This window comes from Pseudomonas sp. GV105 (assembly GCF_003058185.1).
Classification (GTDB): Bacteria; Pseudomonadota; Gammaproteobacteria; order Pseudomonadales; family Pseudomonadaceae; genus Aquipseudomonas; species Aquipseudomonas veronii.
This window is the reverse complement of sequence record NZ_QBUF01000005.1, coordinates 285,088-306,381: the sequence shown is the minus strand read 5'-3', so window position 1 is coordinate 306,381 and position 21,294 is coordinate 285,088. Positions and strand designations below refer to the sequence as shown.

Sequence of the window (21,294 nt, the reverse complement as noted above, 5' to 3'; positions counted from 1 at the left end):
TACTCAATTATTGAACTAACTATAAATTATAGTCGTGAGTATAATTGACTATAATCGCCGATCAAACCACCTCCCGTCGCCGATCCTCCCGCGGACACTTGGCAAATCGCGCCCGATAGCTGCGGGTGAAATACGACGGCGACTCAAAGCCGCAGGCAAGGCTCACCTCCAGCACGCTCATGTCGCTCTGGCGCAACAACTGCCGCGCTTTTTCCAGGCGCAGGCCGAGGTAGAAGTTGCTCGGCGTGTCGTTCAGATGCAGGCGAAACAGCCGCTCCAACTGACGCCGCGTGACTTTGATCGCCTCGGCCAGGGCCAGGGTGCTCAGCGGCGGTTCGGTGTGTTGTTCCATCTCGCCGATCACCTGCACCAACTTCTTGTTGTTGATGCCGTAGCGCGTGGCGATCTGCATGCGCTGGTGGTCTTTGCGCGGGCGGATGCGCCCGAGCACGAATTGCTCGGAGACCTGGATCGCCAGGTCGGGGCCATGGGCCTGGGCGATCAGGTCGAGCATCAGGTCGATGGAAGCGGTACCGCCGGCGCAGGTAATGCGGCGGCGGTCGATCTCGAACAGTTCCTGGGTCACGCTCAGGTGCGGATAGGCTTCCTTGAAGGCGTCGATGGCTTCCCAGTGCAGGGTCAGGCGGTGGCCGTCGAGCAGCCCGGCCTCGGCCAGGATGCAGGCTCCGGTGTCGATGGCGCCGAGGGTCACACCGTCATGGTCGAGGCGGCGCAGCCAATGTTCGAGGGCCGGGGTGGCGAATTCAAGCGGTTCGAAACCGGCGACCACCATCAGCGTCGCGCCTTTTTTCAGCGGCTCCAGCGCCGCGTCGGCGTTGACCGACATGCCATTGCTCGCCAGCACCGCGCCGCCGTCGGCGCTCAACACATGCCAGCGGTACAACTCGCCACGAAAGCGGTTGGCCACGCGCAGCGGTTCGAGCGCGGAGATAAAGCCGATGGCCGAGAACCCTGGCATCAGCAGAAAGTAGAAATCCTGGGACATGGTGCGCTCTCGTAGGACCGGCAGCGTGGTCACTGTGATACGCCAGTTCAACGGCCCATTCAAGAGCACAGGTCGCTGCAGTGCAAGAGCGGGTCGCCGCCGTGCGTTTTGTCGCCCCTCAAGCTGCGTAACGTGACCCCACGGCGCACAAAGACGCCGGCCCCCACAATAACGACCTGCCGAGGGAACCACCATGAACCGACTGATCAGCCGCTGCGTGCTCGCCTTCAGCGCCAGCGCCATCTTGAGTACCAGCGTCTTCGCGGCCGACGCGCCATCCTGCCAGAACGTGCGTATGGGCGTGGTGAACTGGACCGACGTGATCGCCACCAGCGCCATGACCCAAGTGTTGCTCGATGGCCTCGGCTACAAGACCAAACAGACCAGCGCGTCCCAGCAAATCATCTTCGCCGGCATCCGCGACCAGCGCCTGGACTTGTTCCTCGGCTACTGGAACCCGCTGATGACCCAGACCATCGCCCCGTTCGTCGACGCCAAGCAGGTCAAGGTCCTCGATAAACCGAGCCTGGAAGACGCGCGCGCGACCCTGGCGGTGCCGACTTATCTGGCCGACAAAGGCCTGAAAACCTTCGCCGACATCGCCAGGTTCGAGAAAGAACTGGGCGGCAAGCTCTACGGCATCGAGCCGGGCTCGGGCGCCAACACCCAGATCAAGGCGATGATCGCCAAGAACCAGTTCGGCCTGGGCAAATTCCAGCTGGTGGAGTCCAGCGAAGCGGGCATGCTCGCCGCCGTCGACCGCGCGGTGCGTCGCAAGGAAGCCGTGGTGTTCTTCGGCTGGGCGCCGCACCCGATGAACGTCAACATCGCGATGACCTACCTCACCGGCAGCGAAGACGCCCTGGGCCCGAACGAAGGCATGGCCACCGTGTGGAGCGTCACCTCGCCGACCTACGCCGAGCAGTGCCCCAACGTCCACAAGCTGCTGACCAACCTGACCTTCACCGCCGCCGACGAGAGCCGAATGATGCAGCCGTTGCTGGAACACAAGGACGCCTTCGAGTCCGCCAAGCAGTGGCTCAAGGATCACCCGCAAGACCAGGCGCGCTGGCTCGAAGGCGTGACCACCTTCGACGGCAAACCCGCCGCCGCCAACCTGCAACTGACCAGCAAATAACGGTATTCGACGCACCGTTTCGCGGTCGTGCCTGACCGCGAACGGCCTCGCTACGCCTTGAAATCACGCCTGTAAGGAACCTGCCCCATGAACCACGACGTCATCATCACCTGCGCACTCACCGGTGCTGGCGACACGAGCGCCAGAAGCCCCCATGTACCGGTCACCCCCAAACAAATCGCTGCCGCCGCCGTGGAAGCCGCCAAGGCCGGCGCCACTGTCGTTCACTGCCATGTGCGCAACCCCGAGACCGGCAAGTTCAGCCGCGACGTCGCCTTGTACCGCGAAGTGATGGAGCGTATCCGTGAGGCCGACATCGACATCATCGTCAACCTCACCGCCGGCATGGGCGGCGACCTGGAGATCGGCGGCGGCGAGACGCCCATGGCATTCGGCCCCAACACCGACCTGGTCGGCCCGCTGACCCGCCTGGCCCATGTGGAAGCGCTGTTGCCGGAAATCTGCACGCTCGACTGCGGCACGCTGAACTTCGGCGATGGCGACACCATTTACGTGTCCACCCCGGCGCAACTGCGGGCCGGCGCCAAACGTATCCAGGCACTGGGCGTAAAAGCCGAGCTGGAAATCTTCGACACCGGCCACCTGTGGTTCGCCAAGCAGATGATCAAGGAAGGCCTGCTCGACGACCCGCTGTTCCAACTGTGCCTGGGCATCCCGTGGGGCGCGCCGGCCGACACCACCACCATGAAAGCCATGGTCGACAACCTGCCCGCCGACGCGGTGTGGGCCGGCTTCGGCATCGGCCGCATGCAAATGCCGATGGCGGCGCAGGCGGTGCTGCTCGGCGGCAACGTGCGGGTCGGGCTGGAAGACAACCTGTGGCTGGACAAAGGCGTGCTGGCCACCAACGGTCAACTGGTGGAACGCGCCAGTGAAATCCTCAGCCGCCTGGGCGCGCGGGTCATGACCCCGGCCGAAGGGCGCCTGAAAATGGGACTCAAAAAACGCAGCTAACCCCCCTGCCCAAACCGGATCAAAACCTGTGGGAGGGGGCTTGCCCCCGATAGCGGTGTATCAGCAGCGAATGCATCGACTGGTACACCGCTATCGGGGGCAAGCCCCCTCCCACAGGGGAACATCACCTTATTCAGGAATGTCGCCATGCGTTTTATTACAGATATCAAAACCTTCGCCGCCCTCGGCAGCGGTGTGATCGGCAGCGGTTGGGTGTCCCGCGCCCTGGCCCACGGCCTCGATGTGGTGGCCTGGGACCCGGCGCCCGGTGCCGAAGCCGCGCTGCGCCAACGCGTCGCCAATGCCTGGGGCGCCCTGGAGAAACAAGGCCTGGCTCCCGGCGCATCGCAGGACCGCCTGCGTTTTGTCGCCACGATCGAGGCGTGCGTGAAAGACGCCGACTTCATCCAGGAAAGCGCCCCGGAACGCCTGGAGCTGAAACTGGAGCTGCACAGCAAGATCAGCGCGGCCGCCAAGCCGAATGCGTTGGTCGGCTCCAGTACCTCGGGCCTGTTGCCCAGCGAATTCTATGAAGGCTCGACCCACCCTGAACGCTGCGTCGTCGGTCACCCGTTCAACCCGGTGTACCTGCTGCCGCTGGTGGAAGTGGTGGGCGGCAAACACACCGCGCCCGAGGCGATCCAGGCGGCGATCCAGGTGTATGAATCCCTCGGCATGCGCCCGTTGCATGTGCGCAAGGAAGTCCCCGGTTTTATCGCCGACCGCCTGCTCGAAGCCCTGTGGCGTGAGGCGCTGCACCTGGTCAACGATGGCGTTGCCACTACCGGCGAGATCGACGACGCAATCCGTTTTGGCGCCGGCTTGCGCTGGTCGTTCATGGGCACGTTCCTGACCTACACCCTGGCCGGCGGCGATGCCGGGATGCGGCACTTCATGGCACAGTTCGGCCCGGCGTTGCAGTTGCCGTGGACCCACCTGCCGGCGCCGGAGCTGACCGACAAGTTGATCGACGATGTGGTCGACGGCACCCGCGAGCAGTTGGGTAACCACAGCATTTCGGCGCTGGAGCGCTACCGTGATGATTGTCTGTTGGCGGTGCTGGAAGCGGTGAAGACCACTAAAGCCAAGCACGGCATGACCTTCGCCGAATAAGGAACCCCCCAGCATGCCGGCACTGACCACCTACACCACCCAGGTCCACCCCGACTGGGTCGACTACAACGGCCACCTGCGCGACGCGTTCTACCTGCTGATCTTCAGCTACGCCACCGACGCGTTGATGGACACCCTCGGCCTGGACAGCGAAAACCGCGCCGCCAGCGGCCATTCGCTGTTCACCCTGGAGCTGCACCTGAACTACCTGCACGAAGTGAAACTCGGCGCCGACGTGGAGGTGCGTACCCAACTGATCGCCCACGATGCCAAGCGCCTGCACCTCTATCACAGCCTGCACCTGGTGAGCGACGACAAGGAACTGGCGGGCAACGAACAGATGCTGCTGCACGTCGACCTCGCCGGGCCGCGCTCGACGCCGTTCACCGAGGCGACACTGGAACGCCTCGCGGCCATCCGCGCCACGCAAGTCGACCTGCCCACTCCCGCCCTCCTCGGCCGCGTCATTGGCCTGCCCGCGCCAAATGGCCCGAAAACGACCTGTTCATAGCCATCCGAGCCATTCATGCATTCTGCCCTTGCCGACCGCCTGGTCGGCTACCAGAATCCAAATCGATCCCCCCGCTCCCTTCACCAGGATAAACGTCATGATGCATGCGGATTTGATTGACCAGGATGACCTGCTGAGCAAACTGCGCTCGCTCGGTTTCGAGGTATCCAGCGGCGCCAGCGCCGAGCAGGCCTGTGAATGTGCGGTACGCGGTTTGAGCGAAGCGCGGGCCAAGGCGCTCAAGGGCATGGTCGAGCAGATGTACAGCGGCAGTGCGACGATTCTGCCGGCGGTGCGGCAGGCGATCGATAAGCAGTTATTGCCGGCGCTGATGCAGTTCAAACAGAACTCCGGCGTCTGACAGACCGCTATCGGGGGCAAGCCCCCTCCCACATTTGACTGTATTCACAATTCGAGTGTGGGAGGGGGCTTGCCCCCGATGCAGGCGACTCGGTCTAGAGCCTCACACTGGCAAACGTCGACTCATTGCGCGCCTGGCTCAACGCCGACATCGGCCCCGACAACGGGGACAACACCAACGCCGGCGGAATCGGCATCATCGCCACCTGCTGGGTGGTGTTGGAACCGACGCGCTCATCCCGTGGCGGAATACCGAAGTATTCGCGGTAGCACTTGGAGAAGTGCGGCGTGGACACGAACCCGCACACCGACGCCACTTCGATGATCGACATCGGCGTTTGCTTGAGCAACTGCCGTGCGCGAATCAGGCGCAGCTTGAGGTAGTAGCGCGACGGCGAGCAGTGCAGGTATTTCTGGAACAGCCGCTCCAGCTGGCGCCGCGACACGGCGACGTACACCGCCAGCTCATCCAGGTCGATCGGTTCTTCGAGGTTGGCTTCCATCAGCGCAACGATTTCCTGCAACTTCGGCTGGTTGGTGCCGAGCATGTGCTTGAGCGGCACACGCTGGTGATCCTGTTCGTTGCGGATGCGCTCGTACACGAACATCTCGGAGATCGCCGCCGACAGTTCACGGCCGTGGTCGCGGCTGATCAGGTGCAGCATCATGTCCAGCGGCGCGGTGCCGCCGGAGCTGGTGAAGCGGTTGCGGTCGAGGGTGAACAGGCGGGTGCTCATCGACACGCGCGGGAAGGCTTCCTGCATAGACGCCAGGCATTCCCAGTGCACGCTGCAATCGAAGCCATCGAGCAGCCCGGCGCAGGCCAGGGCCCAACTGCCGGTACACACCGCGCCGAGGCGACGGGACTGGCGCGCCTGGCTTTGCAGCCACGACACATGTTCACGGGTGACGGTGCGCTGGATACCCACGCCGCCGCACACGATGACGGTGTCCAGGGCCGGGGCTTTGTGCATGGCGGCATCGGGGGTGATTTGCAGACCGTCGCTGGCCCACACCTGGTTGCCGTCGACACTCAGGGTTGTCCAGCGATACAACTCGCGCCCGGACAACTGGTTGGCCATGCGCAGCGGTTCCACTGCCGAAGCCAGGGAAATCAGCGTGAAATTGTCCAGCAGCAGAAAGCCGATGGATTGAGGCGCACGGTTCTGGGGTTGGGCCCCGGAGTTGAACGACGTCATCGCGGTATCTCCTCACACAAAGCGGGTGATGGCCTCAGGCGAGGCTCTTGTTATTGCGCTCGTCTCTGATGCAGAGAGAGGCGTTGAGTTGATAGAGCAATTGCCATGCCTAAATTTGAATGGCCATTCAATAACTCCTGAAAACGACCTCTTGATGTGTCTAGACAAGCCCCTGTACGAAGTGCGGAATATGCCCCGAATCGGCGGCGCAAGCGGCCCCGTTCAAGGGCTGTGAGCAGATCGGTAGCACTTGTGGGTAGGCGCTTTGAGGGCGAAGCAAGCGTCTGTCACCGCAGGCACGGGTGACGGGTGGTCTGAGGGGAAATCGTTTGGGGGCTACTTATCTGTTTGCGACGCGCTAAAAGGTGGCGCTTTTGGTTTTGGTGTTCACTTTATGAGCAGGGTTGTTTGGACTGGCGCTATCGGGGGCAAGTCGAATCGTCGCACCGCCCCTCCCACATCTGAAATGCGTTCCCCTGTGGGAGGGGGCTTGCCCCCGATAGCGGCGACGCGGTCTCAACACTCAACCGCACTGACCGCCAACCCACCCCGCGACGTCTCTTTGTACTTGTCATGCATGTCCGCCCCGGTATCGCGCATGGTGCGGATCACCCGGTCGAGGGAGATAAAGTGCTGGCCGTCGCCGCGCAGGGCCATCTGCGCGGCGTTGATCGCCTTCACCGCGGCAATCGCGTTGCGCTCGATACACGGCACTTGTACCAGGCCGCCCACCGGGTCGCAGGTCAGGCCGAGGTTGTGTTCCAGGCCGATTTCGGCAGCGTTGCACAGTTGCTCCGGGGTGGCGCCGAGGATCTCCGCCAACCCCGCCGCCGCCATGGCGCAGGCTGAGCCGACCTCGCCCTGGCAGCCGACTTCGGCGCCGGAGATCGAGGCGTTCTTCTTGCACAGAATGCCCACCGCCGCCGCGCTGAGCAGGTAGTCGACCACGTTGGCTTCGGTGACGTCGTCGCTGAACTTCATAAAGTAGTGCAGCACCGCCGGGATGATCCCCGCCGCGCCATTGGTCGGCGCGGTGACCATGCGCCCGCCGGCGGCGTTTTCTTCGTTGACCGCGAGGGCGAACAGGTTGACCCACTCCATCGCGCTCAAGGTCGAGCCGATCACGTTGGGCTTGCTCAACTCCAGTAAACTGCGGTGCAACTTGGCGGCACGACGGCGCACATTCAGGCCGCCGGGCAGGATGCCTTCGTGCTTGAGGCCCTGCTCGACGCACGCTTGCATGGCGCGCCAGAGCGTCATCAGGCCGCTGCGGATTTCATCCTCGGAGCGCCAGACTTTTTCGTTGGCCAGCATCAGCTCGGCGACGCGCAGGTTGTGGCTCTTGCACAGTTGCAGCAGCTCCACCGCGCTGGAGAATTCATAGGGCAATGCACTGCGGTCCATATCCGCCACGCCGCTTTGCGCCTGGGCTTCATCCACCACAAAGCCGCCGCCGACGGAGTAGTAGGTGTCGCGGTGCAACTCGCCGTCAGCACCGAACACCACCAGGGTCATGGCATTGGGGTGGAACGGTAGGTTTTCGTCGAGCAGGCGCATGTCCCGCGCCCACACGAAAGGCACCGGTAAACGCCCGTCCAGCAGCAGCGTGTCGGTCTCGCGCAGGGTATGGATACGCAGGCCGATCTGCGCCGGATCGATTGCGTCCGGCCACTCGCCCATCAGGCCCATGATGGTTGCGGTGTCGCTGCCGTGGCCGATGCCGGTGGCCGACAATGAGCCGTAGAGCTGAACTTCGACGCGTCGTACCTGTTCCAACCATTCACGTTCACGCAACCGTTGAACGAACAACGCTGCGGCGCGCATGGGGCCGACGGTGTGAGAACTCGAAGGCCCGATGCCGATCTTGAACAGGTCGAAAACACTGATAGCCATTGCCGTGGAACTCCTCGATAAGCACAGGCCAGGCTTGAACGAGGTGCTACGCTCAGATCGCCCAGATGGCGGCATCATCAGGCTTTTATCCGCCATCACGGCGTCTCACACCGACGCAACCATGCTCATCAGCGTCGCTCACGAGCAAGGGCCTGTTTTGGGCGTTTTTAGCGGTGCAGATGGGTAAAAACAGCGGTTTTACCTTAGGAAAAATCTGTAAACGACGTCACCGACACTGGATGCGACCCTGCCTGTACTGGATACGACGCCCCCTGTAGGCGTCAGATTTTCACTGGTACATGATCAGTCTCGACTCGTTGGCAAGGCACCGTGCCGCCGCCTCAAAGCACGTTCCAACCGCAACACTTATAAAGCGCGGCGAATGCCGCCAGAAAGCACACAGGAGTCTAGCCCCATGAAAGGTTCACCCTCGTTGTTGTTGGCCGCCATGCTGAGTCTGCCAGTCCTGGCGCACGCTGCAGAACCGGCACAATGTCAGACCGTCAACTTCTCCGATGTCGGCTGGACCGACATCACCGTCACGACCGCGACCACCAGCGAAATCCTCAAGGGCCTCGGCTACAAACCGCGCACCACGATGATTTCGGTGCCGGTGACCTACAAGTCCCTGGCCGACGGCAAGAACATGGACATCTTCCTCGGCAACTGGATGCCGACCATGGAAAACGACATCAAGGCATACCGTGATGCCGGCACCGTGGAAACCGTGCGCGCCAACCTGGAAAACGCCAAGTACACCCTGGCCGTTCCCGAGGCGCTGTATGACAAAGGCCTGAAAGACTTCGCCGATATCGCCAAATTCAAGGATGAGCTGGAAGGCAAAATCTACGGCATCGAACCCGGCAACGACGGCAACCGCACCATTCAAACCCTGATCGACAAGGACGCGTTCGGCTTGAAGTCGGCCGGTTTCAAAGTCGTCGAGTCCAGCGAAGCCGGGATGCTGTCGCAGGTCGAACGCGCCACCAAGCGCGGCAAGGCCATCGTGTTCCTCGGCTGGGAACCGCACCCGATGAACACCCGCTTCAAGATGAAATACCTGACCGGGGGTGACGACTCGTTCGGCCCCAACTACGGCCAGGCCACCATCTACACCAACGTGCGCAAGGGCTACACCCAGGAATGCAGCAACGTCGGTCAGTTGCTGAAAAACCTGTCGTTCACCCTGAACATGGAAAGCACCCTGATGGGTAACGTCCTGGACGATAAGATGAAACCCGACGCCGCGGCCAAGGCCTGGCTGAAGAAGAACCCGCAAGTGCTCGATACCTGGCTTGCCGGTGTCACCACCGTCGATGGCAAACCAGGTCTGGAGGCCGTCAAAGCTTACCTCGCCAAGTAATCCCTGCTGACCCCGGGCTGGTGCGCTGGCCCGGGATGTTTTCCCCTTCGCATGTGGACATTCACTACCATGCTGACTGAACAGAAAATCCCACTAGGCCAGTACATCGCTGCCTTCGTCGAATGGTTGACCCAACACGGTGCCAACTACTTCGACGCAATCGCATCGACCCTGGAAACGATGATCCACGGCGTGACGTTCGCGCTGACCTGGTTCAATCCGCTGGCATTGATCGGTCTGATTGCGCTGCTGGCTCACTTCATTCAACGTAAATGGGGCCTGACTGTTTTTGTCATCGCCTCCTTCCTGCTGATCCTCAACCTGGGGTACTGGCAGGAAACCATGGAGACCCTCGCGCAGGTGCTGTTCGCCACCCTGGTCTGCGTGGTCATCGGCGTGCCGCTGGGCATTGTTGCCGCGCACAAACCGATGTTCTACACCCTGATGCGGCCGGTGCTCGATCTGATGCAGACCGTACCGACCTTCGTCTACCTCATCCCTACCCTGACCCTCTTCGGGCTGGGTGTGGTGCCCGGGTTGATTTCCACGGTGGTGTTCGCGATTGCCGCGCCGATCCGCCTGACCTACCTGGGTATCCGTGATGTACCGCAAGAGTTGATGGACGCCGGCAAGGCCTTCGGCTGCTCGCGCCGTCAATTGCTCTCGCGCATTGAACTGCCCCACGCCATGCCGAGCATTGCTGCCGGCATTACCCAATGCATCATGCTGTCGCTGTCGATGGTGGTGATCGCCGCCCTGGTGGGTGCCGACGGCCTCGGCAAGCCGGTGGTCAACGCACTGAACACCGCCGACATCGCCCTGGGCTTTGAAGCCGGCCTGGCGATCGTGCTGCTGGCCATCATGCTCGACCGCATCTGCAAACAACCCGACGCCAAAGTAGGGGGTGATGCATGAGCATTATCCGATTCGACAATGTCGACGTGATCTTCTCCAAAGACCCACGCGAAGCGCTCAAGCTGCTGGACCAGGGCATGAGCCGTAACGAGATCCTGAAAAAGACCGGCCAGATCGTCGGCGTTGAAAAAGCCAGCCTGGATGTGGAAAAAGGCGAGATCTGTGTGCTGATGGGCCTGTCGGGCTCCGGCAAGTCGAGCCTGCTGCGCTGCATCAACGGCCTCAACACCGTCAGCCGTGGCCAGTTGTTCGTCGAGCATGAAGGGCGCCAGATCGACATCGCCTCCTGCACCCCGGCCGAGCTGAAAATGATGCGTACCAAACGCATCGCCATGGTGTTCCAGAAGTTCGCCCTGATGCCCTGGCTGACCGTGCGCGAGAACATCAGCTTCGGCCTCGAAATGCAGGGCCGCCCGGAGAAAGACCGGCGCAAGCTGGTGGACGAAAAGCTCGAACTGGTGGGCCTGAGCCAATGGCGTAACAAGAAGCCGGACGAACTCTCCGGCGGCATGCAGCAGCGCGTCGGCCTGGCGCGGGCGCTGGCGATGGACGCCGACATCCTGCTGATGGACGAACCCTTCTCCGCCCTCGACCCGCTGATCCGCCAAGGCCTGCAGGACGAGTTGCTGGAGCTGCAAAGCAAGCTGAGCAAGACCATCGTGTTCGTCAGCCACGACCTCGACGAAGCCCTCAAGCTCGGCAGCCGCATCGCGATCATGAAAGACGGCAAGATCATCCAGTACAGCGTGCCGGAAGAAATCGTGCTGAACCCGGCGGACGATTATGTGCGTACCTTCGTCGCACATACCAACCCGCTGAACGTGCTGTGCGGGCGCAGCCTGATGCGGACGCTGGACAACTGCAAACGCATCAACGGCTCGGTGTGCCTCGATCCGGGCGGCGACTCGTGGCTCGACCTGGCCGAAGGCAACACCATCCGGGGCGCACGCCAGAATGGCGCGGTGATGAACCTGCAGAACTGGGCACCGGGGCAACCCGTGGAAGGCCTGGGCCGCCTGCCGACACTGGTGGACTCGAATATCGGCATGCGCGATGCGCTGCAGATCCGCTACCAGACGGGCAACAAGTTGGTATTGCACGACAACAACCAGGTGGTGGGGATCCTGGGGGACAGCGAGCTCTACCATGCCCTGCTGGGCAAGAACCTGGGCTAACAAACACCGCAAAACCCATTGGAGAAACAGGGTCAAAATGTGGGAGGGGGCTTGCCCCCGATAGCGGTGTATCAGTAACAGATGAGCTGACTGACACACTGCAATCGGGGGCAAGCCCCCTCCCACATTTTTTGCCCCAGTGGTGTCAGTGGGGACACCACCAGGCTTCAACCATCAGCTATAGACACGGCCAAGGAGCTGCCGATGGCTTTCAAACTGATCGAGCACGTCCCGGGTGATCTGTTCCTGGGCGAAGCCCATCAGGTCGTACTCCTGAGGCCCGTTGTGCAGGTACACCTCGGCCCGGTAGTAACGGGCGCGCTCCGCCTCGGGCAGTTCGTCCGACGCCACCGCGTAGCCGTCCAGGCTCACTTCGTAGACAAACGGGTTGCCCTCTTCCATCTCGATACGCACGCCGATGCAACGCTTGGATTTGCCCAACAGGGTCTGCACATCCAGCCCCTGGTCGCGCAACGCCTTCGTCGCGTCTTCCAGCGCCGGCGTGACGTGCTTGTCCATAAAGCGCTGCACCGTGGCCTGGCTCGGTTGCAGGTCCAGGGCGGTCAAGCGCTCGCTGAAACCACGACGGCCACGCTCGGCCAATTGCGCCTGCTCCAGTTCCGTCGCCATGTCCTGGCGCATCGCCTTGTGCAAACCGAACATAAAGACAATCAGCACCACCGAGAACGGCAGCCCCGCCAGCACCACCATGGTTTGCATGGCTTCGAAGTTACCCGCAAACAGCAAGCCGATAGTCACCAGGGTGATCACCGCCGACCAGAAGATCCGCAGCCAGTGCGGCGCGTCTTCGTCCACGTTGCCGCCTTTGCAGGACAGGTTGGCCATCATCACCGCGCCGGAGTCCGCCGGGGTCAGGAACAGCACGAAGCCGACAAAGATCGACACGCCGATGACGATTTTCGACGCCGGGTAATGCTCCAGCAATTGGTAGATGGCCATCGACGGTTGTTCCAGCGCCGTCTTGCCCAACGCCACCGCGCCCTGGTTCAACACCAGGTCCAGCGCCGAGTTACCGAAGATCGACAACCACGCCAGGGTGAAGCCCAGCGGGATCAGCAGCACGCCGGCCACCAGTTCACGCACCGTGCGACCCCGGGAAATCCGTGCGACGAACATGCCCACGAACGGCGCCCAGGAAATCCACCAGGCCCAGTAGAACAGGGTCCACAGGCCCATCCAGCGTTCGGTCTTGTCGGCGTCGCCTTCGTACACATACAGGTCGAAGGTTTTCAGGAGGATGCCGTTGAGGTAGTCACCGGTGTTCTGCACCAGGCCGTTGAGCAGGTGCAGGGTCGGGCCGAACAACAGCACGAAGATCAGCAAACCGCTGAACAACACGATGTTGAGGTTGGACAGGCGACGAATGCCGTTCTCCACCCCCGACACGGCGGCAATGGTCGCCACAGTGCTCATCACGATGATCACGATCAGCAGGTTGGTGTTGCTGTGCTGCATGCCAAACAGGTTTTCCAGGCCGGACGACACCTGCATCGCGCCGATACCGAGGTTGGTCACCAGGCCCAGCAGGGTCACGAACATGCCGAACCCGTCCACCGCATGGCCGGCCGCGCCTTTGACCCAACGCTCGCCCACCAGCGGGTACAACGCCGAGCGCAGGGCCAGTGGCTGGTTATGGCGGTACGCGAAGTACGCCACGGCCAGGCCGACCAGCGCATAGATCGCCCAGCCGTGCAGGCCCCAGTGCAGGAAGGTCAATTGCAGCGCCTGGCGCGCCGCGCCGTTGCTGGCGGCCGCGCCTTCGGGCGGGTTGAAGTAATGGTCCAACGGCTCCGATGCGCCGAAATACAGCAACGAGATGCCGATACCCGACGAAAACAGCATGCCGGCCCAGGCGCCGTAGCTGAAGTCCGGGGTGTCGTCCTTGCTGCCCAGCTTCAGCTTGCCGTAGGACGAAAACGCCAGGCCGACCACGAACACCAGGTAGGCGGCGATCACCAGCATGTAGTACCAGCCGAAGCTTTTCGATAACCACGCCTGCGCCACGCCGAGCATCCGGCCGGCCTCTTGCGGGGCGACGATCAAAATGGCGGTCAGCAACAGAATCAGTGCGGTGGAGGTGTAGAACACCCAACCGTTGACCCGCACCTTTTCCGGTGGGGTTTTTATTAGAGAGGCAGAACTCATGGCGCAGATGCTCCAGGCAGTGCGAGAGAGAAACACAAGGCAGCGGTGATCCCGTGCTCATCGATTTTTCGGCAGTCGACGGACGGGTGTTATAAAGACACCCCGAAAATTCTTGAGCCCGCCGAAGCGGTGTTCAGGCTCTGAAATGGCCTGTTTCAAGGGTTTTCACAGGTGTCAGATGTCGCCACCTACCTGTAGGAAATACCGGCAGGCAGCGACCATTTGTCGCAGAGCTTATTCTTTGTTGATTGAACGTTCAATCAAAACAAAATAGACTGGCCATCGAGTCGACGGACGTCATCGCCCGCCGGCAGGCCTGAGGAGAGGTACTCCATGCCCAAGGTCGGTATGCAACCCATACGCCGCCAACAACTGATCGAAGCCACGCTGACGGCCATCGATCAAGTCGGAATGGGAGATGCCAGCATTGCGCTGATCGCCCGTTTGGCCGGCGTTTCGAACGGCATCATCAGTCACTACTTCAAGGACAAGAACGGCCTGATCGCGGCCACGATGCGGTACTTGATGAATGTGCTGATCGAGAACGTCCACGAACGGCGACAAGCGTTGACGGAGGACACGCCACGGGCGCACCTCCAAGTGATCATCGGCGGCAACTTCGACGCCAGCCAGGTCAACGGCCCGGCAATGAAAACCTGGTTGGCCTTCTGGGCGACCAGCATGCACCACCCGTCTTTGCACAGGTTGCAGCGGATCAACGATCACCGCCTGTATTCCAACCTGTGCTGCCAGTTCCGCCGCGTGTTGCCGCTGCCGGATGCACGCAGCGCAGCCCGAGGCCTGGCGGCCTTGATCGACGGTTTGTGGTTGCGCGGCGCCCTGTCGGGAGATGAGTTCGACACGGCGCAGGCGCAACGGATCGCTTACGAATACATGGATTTCCAATTGGCCAAGCAGGTGAGTTAGAGCACACATAACCGCTCAACCCCTGAACCTCCACTGATCGGTGTTGCCAGACTCTTATTGGCCACCCCTCAGTGGTTAACGCCAACCACTTATGCACTTGCGAGGACTTTATGGCCCGTTTCGACCTGCAAAAACTCTACATTGACGGCGGCTACAGCGACGCTGGCAGCGATGCCACCTTCGAAGCCATCAACCCGGCTAACGGTGAAGTTCTCGCCCAAGTGCAACGCGCAACGTTCGATGACGTTGAACGTGCCGTGGTCAGCGCTGAAAAAGGCCAGAAAATCTGGGCCGCCATGACCGCCATGGAGCGTTCGCGCATCCTGCGTCGTGCCGTCGACATCCTGCGCGAGCGCAATGACGAACTGGCCGCCCTGGAAACCCTGGACACCGGTAAATCCTTCTCCGAAACCAAGTACGTCGACATCGTCACCGGCGCCGACGTGCTGGAATATTACGCGGGCCTGGTGCCAGCCATCGAAGGCGAGCAGATCCCGCTGCGCGACACCTCGTTCGTCTACACCCGCCGCGAGCCGCTGGGTGTGGTCGCCGGTATCGGCGCGTGGAACTACCCGATCCAGATCGCCCTGTGGAAATCCGCACCGGCCCTGGCCGCCGGTAACGCGATGATCTTCAAACCCAGCGAAGTCACCTCGCTGACCACCCTGAAACTGGCGGAGATCTACACCGAAGCCGGCGTTCCGGCCGGTGTGTTCAACGTGTTGACCGGCAGCGGCCGCGAAGTCGGCACCTGGCTGACCGAGCACCCGCGCATCGAGAAAGTCTCGTTCACCGGCGGCACCGACACCGGCAAGAAAGTCATGGCCAGCGCCTCCAGCTCTTCGCTCAAGGAAGTGACCATGGAACTGGGCGGCAAATCGCCGCTGATCGTGTTCGAAGACGCCGACCTGGACCGCGCCGCCGACATCGCGATGATGGCCAACTTCTACAGCTCCGGTCAGGTCTGCACCAACGGTACTCGCGTGTTCGTGCCCAAGCACCTGCAAGCCGCGTTCGAAGCCAAGATCGCCGAACGTGTTGCGCGCATCCGCATCGGCGACCCGCAGGACGACAACACCAACTTCGGCCCGCTGGTCAGCTTCGCCCACATGGAAAGCGTGCTCGGCTACATCGCCAAGGGCAAGGCCGAAGGTGCTCGCGTGCTGTGCGGCGGCGACCGCCTGACCGACGGCGACTTCGCCAAAGGCGCCTTTGTTGCCCCGACCGTGTTCACCGACTGCACCGACGAAATGACCATCGTCCGTGAAGAAATCTTCGGCCCGGTGATGAGCATCCTCACCTACGAGACTGAAGAAGAAGTGATCCGCCGCGCCAACGACACCGACTTCGGCCTCGCCGCCGGCCTGGTGACCAAGGACCTGAACCGCGCCCACCGCGTGATTCATCAACTGGAAGCGGGCATCTGCTGGATCAATGCCTGGGGCGAGTCCGACGCGAAAATGCCGGTCGGTGGCTACAAACAGTCGGGCGTGGGCCGTGAGAACGGGATCAGCTCGCTGAACAACTTCACCCGCATCAAATCGGTACAGGTCGAGTTGGGCGATTACGCCTCGGTGTTCTAAGCCTGGGCCTTGCGTTGCCTGTGAGGCCGCTATCGGGGGCAAGCCCCCTCCCACATTTGAATTGTGAATACCTTCAAAGGTGGGAGGGGGCTTGCCCCCGATGAGGCCCGACCTGACCACACTTCAAAGAGGGTGCATTCAATGTCCCAAGAATACGACTACATCATTGTGGGTGCCGGCTCCGCCGGTAACACCCTGGCGACCCGTCTGACCGAAGACGAAGGCGTCACCGTCCTGCTGCTGGAAGCCGGCGGCCCGGATTACCGTCTCGACTTCCGCACCCAGATGCCCGCCGCCCTGGCGTTCCCGCTGCAGGGTCGTCGCTACAACTGGGCCTACGAGACCGATCCAGAGCCGCACATGGATGGCCGTCGCATGGAATGCGGGCGCGGCAAGGGCCTGGGCGGTTCCTCGCTGATCAACGGCATGTGCTACATCCGTGGCAACGCCATGGACTACGACAACTGGTCGAAACTGCCCGGCCTGGAAGACTGGACCTACCTCGACTGCCTGCCGTATTTCCGTAAAGCCGAAACCCGCGACATCGGCCCCAACGACTACCACGGCGGCGACGGCCCGGTCAGCGTGACCACGCCCAAGGCCGGCAACAACCCGCTGTTCCACGCCATGGTCGAAGCCGGCGTACAGGCCGGTTACCCGCGCACCGAAGACTTGAACGGCTACCAGCAGGAAGGCTTCGGCCCGATGGACCGTACCGTCACGCCAAACGGACGGCGCGCCAGCACTGCGCGCGGTTATCTGGACACGGCTAAAAAGCGTTCCACCCTGACCATCGTCACCCATGCCTTGACCGACAAAGTCTTGTTCGAAGGCAAGCGTGCGGTCGGCGTGCGTTACCTGATCGGCGCCGCCGAAGAACGCGTCGAAGCCCGTGCGCGTAAAGAAGTGCTGGTGTGCAGCGGCGCCATCGCCTCGCCGCAACTGCTGCAACGCTCCGGCGTCGGCCCGGCCAAACTGCTCGAAAGCCTCGACATCCCGGTGGTCCACGACCTGCCCGGCGTCGGCGAAAACCTGCAGGACCACCTTGAGCTGTACCTGCAATATGCCTGCACCCAACCGGTGTCGCTGTACCCGTCGCTGCTCTGGTACAACCAACCGGCCATCGGTGCCGAGTGGCTGTTCAACGGCACCGGCATCGGCGCCAGCAACCAGTTCGAAGCGGGCGGTTTTATCCGTACCCGGGAAGACTTCGATTGGCCGAACATCCAGTATCACTTCCTGCCGGTGGCGATTAACTACAACGGCAGCAACGGCGTGAAAGAGCATGGTTTCCAGGCGCACATGGGCTCCATGCGTTCGCCGAGCCGTGGCCGCGTGCAATTGAAGTCGAAGAACCCACGGGACTACCCGAGCATTCTCTTCAACTACATGGCCACCGAGCAGGACTGGCAGGAATTTCGCGATGGCATCCGCCTGACCCGCGAAATCATGCAGCAGCCGGCGCTCGACCCGTTCCGTGGCCGCGAAATCAGCCCGGGCATCGAGGTGCAAACCGACGAGCAACTCGACCAGTTCATCCGCGAACACGCCGAGACCGCGTTCCACCCATCCTGCTCGTGCAAGATGGGCAACGACGAGATGGCCGTGGTGGATGGCGAAGGCCGCGTGCATGGCATGCAGGGCCTGCGGGTGGTCGATGCGTCGATCATGCCGATCATCACCACCGGCAACCTGAACGCGCCGACGATCATGATCGCCGAGAAAATCGCCGACAAGATCCGTGGCCGCAAGCCACTACCGCGCAGCACCGCAGACTACTACGTGGCAGGCGATGCGCCGGTGCGGGGCAAGCCGATGCGTGAAGTGGGGCCGACTGCGCAGTAACTGGAAGACCGTATCGCCCTATCGGGGGCAAGCCCCCTCCCACATTTTGAATGTATTCACAAATCGAAGTGTGGGAGGGGCTTGCCCCCGATAGGGCCCGACCCAACACCGCAAACCTTACGCCTACACTCTCCTTGATCCGCTCCCCAGCCCAGGCCTACTCTGTTCGTCTGCCCGCGCTGAGCCGCCCACAAGGAAGGCCCCATGTTCGAACACCACGCCACACTCAAAAAGCATTTCAGTGCCCTGCGCACCACCGCCGAGTTTTTCTCCCTGCGTTATGTGCGCGAATCCGGCCACTACCTGTCGGTGCGCAAGAACGTCGCCGCACCGCCGCACCTGAACCACGACGAAGGCGCCATGCTCACCGTGCGCGTCAACGGTGTCGAAACCTACGCCGCGACCCACGATATTTCCCTGCCCGGCCTGCAAGCCGCGCTCGAGCGTGCCGAACAGCAAGCACGCCTGATAAAACCCCACGCCCTGCTCGACCTGCGCGAGCAACACGTGTCCAGCGACGTCGCCGATTACCTGTCGCCCCACCTTGAGCAAGCCTTCCCCTCCTTGAGCGACTGCTACCAATTGCTCGGCGCTGAATCCGCAGCCGTGCCCCGGGACGAGCGCCTGGTGAACTGGGAAGTCAGCCTCGGCCTGAGCCACGTCGAACAGATCTACCTCAACAGCGCCGGCGCGGAACTGCGCCAGGCCCAGCGTTTTGTGTTCCCTGGCGTCAACGTCACGGCCTACGACGGCAACGACAGCCAGTCGCGCACCCTCGGCGGCAGTAACTTCGGCCAGCAAGGCGGGTTTGATGTGATCGAGCGCTTCGGCCTGGTCGGCGCCGCGCCGCGCATCGCCGACGAAGCCCTGCAACTGCTGCTGGCGCCAAACACGCCGCAGGGCCCGCGCGACCTGCTGTTGATGCCCGACCAGATGATCCTGCAGATCCACGAATCAATCGGCCATCCCCTGGAACTCGACCGCATCCTCGGTGACGAGCGCAATTACGCCGGCACCAGTTTTGTGAAGGCCAGCGACTTCGGCCACCTGCAATACGGCTCCAAGCTGCTCAACGTGACCTTCGACCCGGACATCCCCGAACAACTGGCCAGCTACGGCCACGACGACGACGGCACCCCGGCCAGCAAACAATTCCTGATCCGCGAGGGGCTGCTGCTCAAACCGCTGGGCGGGGCGTTGTCGCAATTTCGCGCGGGCATGAGCGGCGTCGCCAACAGCCGCGCCAGCAGCTGGAACCGCCCGCCGATCGACCGCATGGCCAACCTGAACATCGAGGCCGGCGACCAGAACCTGGCGCAACTGATCGGCGGCATCGAACACGGCATCCTGATGTCGACCAACCGTTCGTGGTCCATTGACGACGCGCGCAATAAATTCCAATTCGGTTGCGAATGGGGCCAGTTGATCGAAAACGGCGAACTCAAAGGCGTGGTGAAAAACCCCAACTACCGCGCCATTTCCGCGCAGTTCTGGCGCAAGCTCAGCGCCGTGGGCGACGCCAGCACCTTCCAGGTGTTGGGCACGCCGAACTGCGGCAAAGGCGAGCCCAACCAGGTGATCCGCGTCGGCCATGCCTCGCCCGCCTGTGTATTCAGCCATGTCGACGTATTTGGGGGAGACGCCTGATGAACAACTTCAAGGCATTGGTGGAGTGGCTCAAGCAGGCCCTCACCGACAAAGAACAATTTCACCTGGGCTACGCCGCGGAATCTTCCGAATTCGTGCGTTTCAACCACGCCAAGGTGCGTCAGGCCGGGCAGGTGCAACAGGCCAGCCTGACCCTCAAACTGATCAACGATGGCCGCCACGCCGACCTCGGCATCACCCTCGGCGGCGAGCCGGCGCTGGACCGCCAGCGCCTCGCCGCTGGCCTGCAACAGCTGCGCGAAACCTTGCCATTGCTGCCGCACGATCCGTACCTGTTGCTGAACCACAACGCGTGGCAGAGCCAAAACGAACAGGCCCGGCCGCTGCCCGAGCTGGGCCAGGTGCTGGGAGACATCAGCCAGGCGGCACACGGCGTCGATCTGGTCGGTTTCTACGCCGCTGGCCCGATCAGCCGTGGCTTCGCCAGTTCGGACGGCGCGTTCGGCTGGCATCAGGCCAATAGTTTCAACTTCGACTTCAGCCTGTTCCACGCCAACGGCGAAGCGGTCAAAGCCAGTTACGCCGGCAATGAATGGAACAGCGCCGAGTTCGCCCGCCGCTTCCAGCAGGCTCGCGAACAGCTGAAATTCCTCGGACGGCCACTGCACAAGCTGGCGCCCGGCGAGTACCGCGCCTACCTGGCGCCGGCAGCCCTGGAAGAAATCATCAGCATCATCACCTGGGGCGGTTTTTCCGCCCAGGCCATCGCCAGCAAAAGCAGCTCGCTACAGCGGCTGTATGCCGGCGAGCAGGCGTTGAGCACGCTGGTGACGGTGGATGAGCACATCAGCGGCTCGCTGAGCCCGGCGTTCTCCAGCGAAGGCTACCCGTGCAGTGACGTCACGCTGATCAACGCCGGCCAGGGCGCCGGCCAACTGGTCAATTCGCGCAGCGCCGCCGAATACGGCCTCAGCACCAACGGCGCCAGCAGCGACGAGTCCCCCAGCGCGTTGCAGATGGCGGCGGGCAGCCTGGCCCAGGCCGATATCCTCAAGCAATTGGGCACCGGGCTGTACATCAGCAACCTGTGGTACCTGAACTACTCCGACCTGCCGGCAGCGCGCCTGACCGGCATGACGCGGTTCGCCACGTTCTGGGTGGAAGACGGCGAGATCAAGGCGCCGGTCAGCACCATGCGCTTCGATGACAGCGTCTACAGCCTGCTCGGCTCACAACTCGAAGCGCTGACCGCAGAGCGCGAACTGTTGCTGTCGGCCAGTACCTACAGCCAGCGCAACACCGCGTCCAATCTGTTGCCGGGGGCATTGGTCAAGCGCCTGACCCTGACCCTCTGACCGACAGTAGTCTGCTTGTGGGAGGGGGCTCCCTCCCACATTGTTTTGTGTTGATTTCAGACGCCTTGTTTCGACATGTCCTACAGCTAAATCAGACCTCTCTCACCGCCCGCCCAAGGCCGGTTGTCGCCTGTAAAAAACCCCGTTATAACGGTTAGTGGC

At 62.4% G+C, this 21,294-nt stretch carries 17 protein-coding genes; 13 read left to right on the top strand and 4 right to left on the bottom strand.

Features of this window, described 5'->3' with window-relative positions:
• Window positions 1-61: 61 nt before the first annotated feature.
• Complete coding sequence (locus tag C8K66_RS12060; RefSeq protein WP_017844925.1) at window positions 62-1,006, bottom strand: GlxA family transcriptional regulator; 945 nt, start codon at window positions 1,004-1,006, stop codon at window positions 62-64.
• A gap of 193 nt (window positions 1,007-1,199) precedes the next feature.
• Here C8K66_RS12060 and C8K66_RS12055 point away from each other — a divergent pair, with 193 nt between their 5' ends.
• The 5 genes from C8K66_RS12055 to C8K66_RS12035 all read left to right on the top strand — a co-directional run bounded on the left by C8K66_RS12055 (window position 1,200) and on the right by C8K66_RS12035 (window position 5,104).
• Window positions 1,200-2,144, top strand: coding sequence for a choline ABC transporter substrate-binding protein (locus C8K66_RS12055; protein ID WP_017844926.1), 945 nt, complete (start codon window positions 1,200-1,202; stop codon window positions 2,142-2,144).
• An 87-nt stretch (window positions 2,145-2,231) separates the two neighbouring features.
• The gene (locus C8K66_RS12050; RefSeq protein ID WP_108524913.1) at window positions 2,232-3,119 is read left to right on the top strand and encodes a 3-keto-5-aminohexanoate cleavage protein; all 888 of its coding nucleotides are present in this window, start codon (window positions 2,232-2,234) and stop codon (window positions 3,117-3,119) included.
• Window positions 3,120-3,266: 147 nt separating this feature from the next.
• Window positions 3,267-4,232, top strand: coding sequence for an L-carnitine dehydrogenase (locus tag C8K66_RS12045; protein ID WP_108524911.1), 966 nt, complete (start codon window positions 3,267-3,269; stop codon window positions 4,230-4,232).
• 13 nt (window positions 4,233-4,245) lie between these two features.
• Window positions 4,246-4,743, top strand: a complete 498-nt coding sequence (locus C8K66_RS12040; RefSeq protein ID WP_108524909.1) for a thioesterase family protein — start codon at window positions 4,246-4,248, stop codon at window positions 4,741-4,743.
• Between the two features lie 97 nt (window positions 4,744-4,840).
• Window positions 4,841-5,104, top strand: coding sequence for a hypothetical protein (locus C8K66_RS12035; protein WP_108524907.1), 264 nt, complete (start codon window positions 4,841-4,843; stop codon window positions 5,102-5,104).
• A 94-nt stretch (window positions 5,105-5,198) separates the two neighbouring features.
• Here C8K66_RS12035 and C8K66_RS12030 read toward each other — a convergent pair whose 3' ends face one another.
• Both C8K66_RS12030 and C8K66_RS12025 read right to left on the bottom strand, forming a co-directional pair.
• The gene (locus C8K66_RS12030; protein ID WP_017844931.1) at window positions 5,199-6,302 is read right to left on the bottom strand and encodes a GlxA family transcriptional regulator; all 1,104 of its coding nucleotides are present in this window, start codon (window positions 6,300-6,302) and stop codon (window positions 5,199-5,201) included.
• 516 nt (window positions 6,303-6,818) lie between these two features.
• Window positions 6,819-8,195: an L-serine ammonia-lyase gene (locus C8K66_RS12025; protein ID WP_017844932.1), complete on the bottom strand. Its 1,377-nt coding sequence runs from the start codon at window positions 8,193-8,195 to the stop codon at window positions 6,819-6,821.
• A 415-nt stretch (window positions 8,196-8,610) separates the two neighbouring features.
• Here C8K66_RS12025 and C8K66_RS12020 point away from each other — a divergent pair, with 415 nt between their 5' ends.
• From C8K66_RS12020 to choV, 3 genes are all read left to right on the top strand, one after another.
• Window positions 8,611-9,558, top strand: coding sequence for a choline ABC transporter substrate-binding protein (locus C8K66_RS12020; protein WP_017844933.1), 948 nt, complete (start codon window positions 8,611-8,613; stop codon window positions 9,556-9,558).
• A gap of 69 nt (window positions 9,559-9,627) precedes the next feature.
• On the top strand, window positions 9,628-10,473 hold the full coding sequence (gene choW, locus C8K66_RS12015) for a choline ABC transporter permease subunit (protein ID WP_015886271.1): 846 nt from the start codon (window positions 9,628-9,630) through the stop codon (window positions 10,471-10,473).
• Complete coding sequence (gene choV, locus C8K66_RS12010) at window positions 10,470-11,648, top strand: choline ABC transporter ATP-binding protein (protein ID WP_046381796.1); 1,179 nt, start codon at window positions 10,470-10,472, stop codon at window positions 11,646-11,648. The genes choW and choV overlap by 4 nt, the downstream gene beginning before the upstream one ends.
• Window positions 11,649-11,822: 174 nt before the next feature.
• Here choV and C8K66_RS12005 read toward each other — a convergent pair whose 3' ends face one another.
• A complete protein-coding gene (locus tag C8K66_RS12005; protein ID WP_256590918.1) occupies window positions 11,823-13,757 on the bottom strand; it encodes a BCCT family transporter in 1,935 nt (644 codons plus the stop codon).
• A 390-nt stretch (window positions 13,758-14,147) separates the two neighbouring features.
• Between C8K66_RS12005 and betI the strand changes: the two genes are divergently transcribed.
• The 5 genes from betI (at window position 14,148) to C8K66_RS11980 (ending at window position 21,132) form a co-directional block, all read left to right on the top strand.
• Window positions 14,148-14,741: a transcriptional regulator BetI gene (gene betI / locus C8K66_RS12000; protein ID WP_017844937.1), complete on the top strand. Its 594-nt coding sequence runs from the start codon at window positions 14,148-14,150 to the stop codon at window positions 14,739-14,741.
• Window positions 14,742-14,851: 110 nt separating this feature from the next.
• A complete protein-coding gene (gene betB / locus C8K66_RS11995; RefSeq protein ID WP_017844938.1) occupies window positions 14,852-16,324 on the top strand; it encodes a betaine-aldehyde dehydrogenase in 1,473 nt (490 codons plus the stop codon).
• Window positions 16,325-16,465: 141 nt separating this feature from the next.
• Window positions 16,466-18,169 carry a choline dehydrogenase gene (gene betA / locus C8K66_RS11990; RefSeq protein ID WP_057003932.1) on the top strand — a complete coding sequence of 568 codons (1,704 nt, stop codon included), beginning with the start codon at window positions 16,466-16,468 and terminating at the stop codon, window positions 18,167-18,169.
• A 204-nt stretch (window positions 18,170-18,373) separates the two neighbouring features.
• Entirely contained in the window at window positions 18,374-19,816 is a 1,443-nt protein-coding gene (locus C8K66_RS11985; RefSeq protein WP_046381792.1) for a TldD/PmbA family protein, read from the top strand.
• Window positions 19,816-21,132, top strand: coding sequence for a TldD/PmbA family protein (locus C8K66_RS11980; protein ID WP_108524903.1), 1,317 nt, complete (start codon window positions 19,816-19,818; stop codon window positions 21,130-21,132). The genes C8K66_RS11985 and C8K66_RS11980 overlap by 1 nt, the downstream gene beginning before the upstream one ends.
• Window positions 21,133-21,294 lie beyond the last annotated feature (162 nt).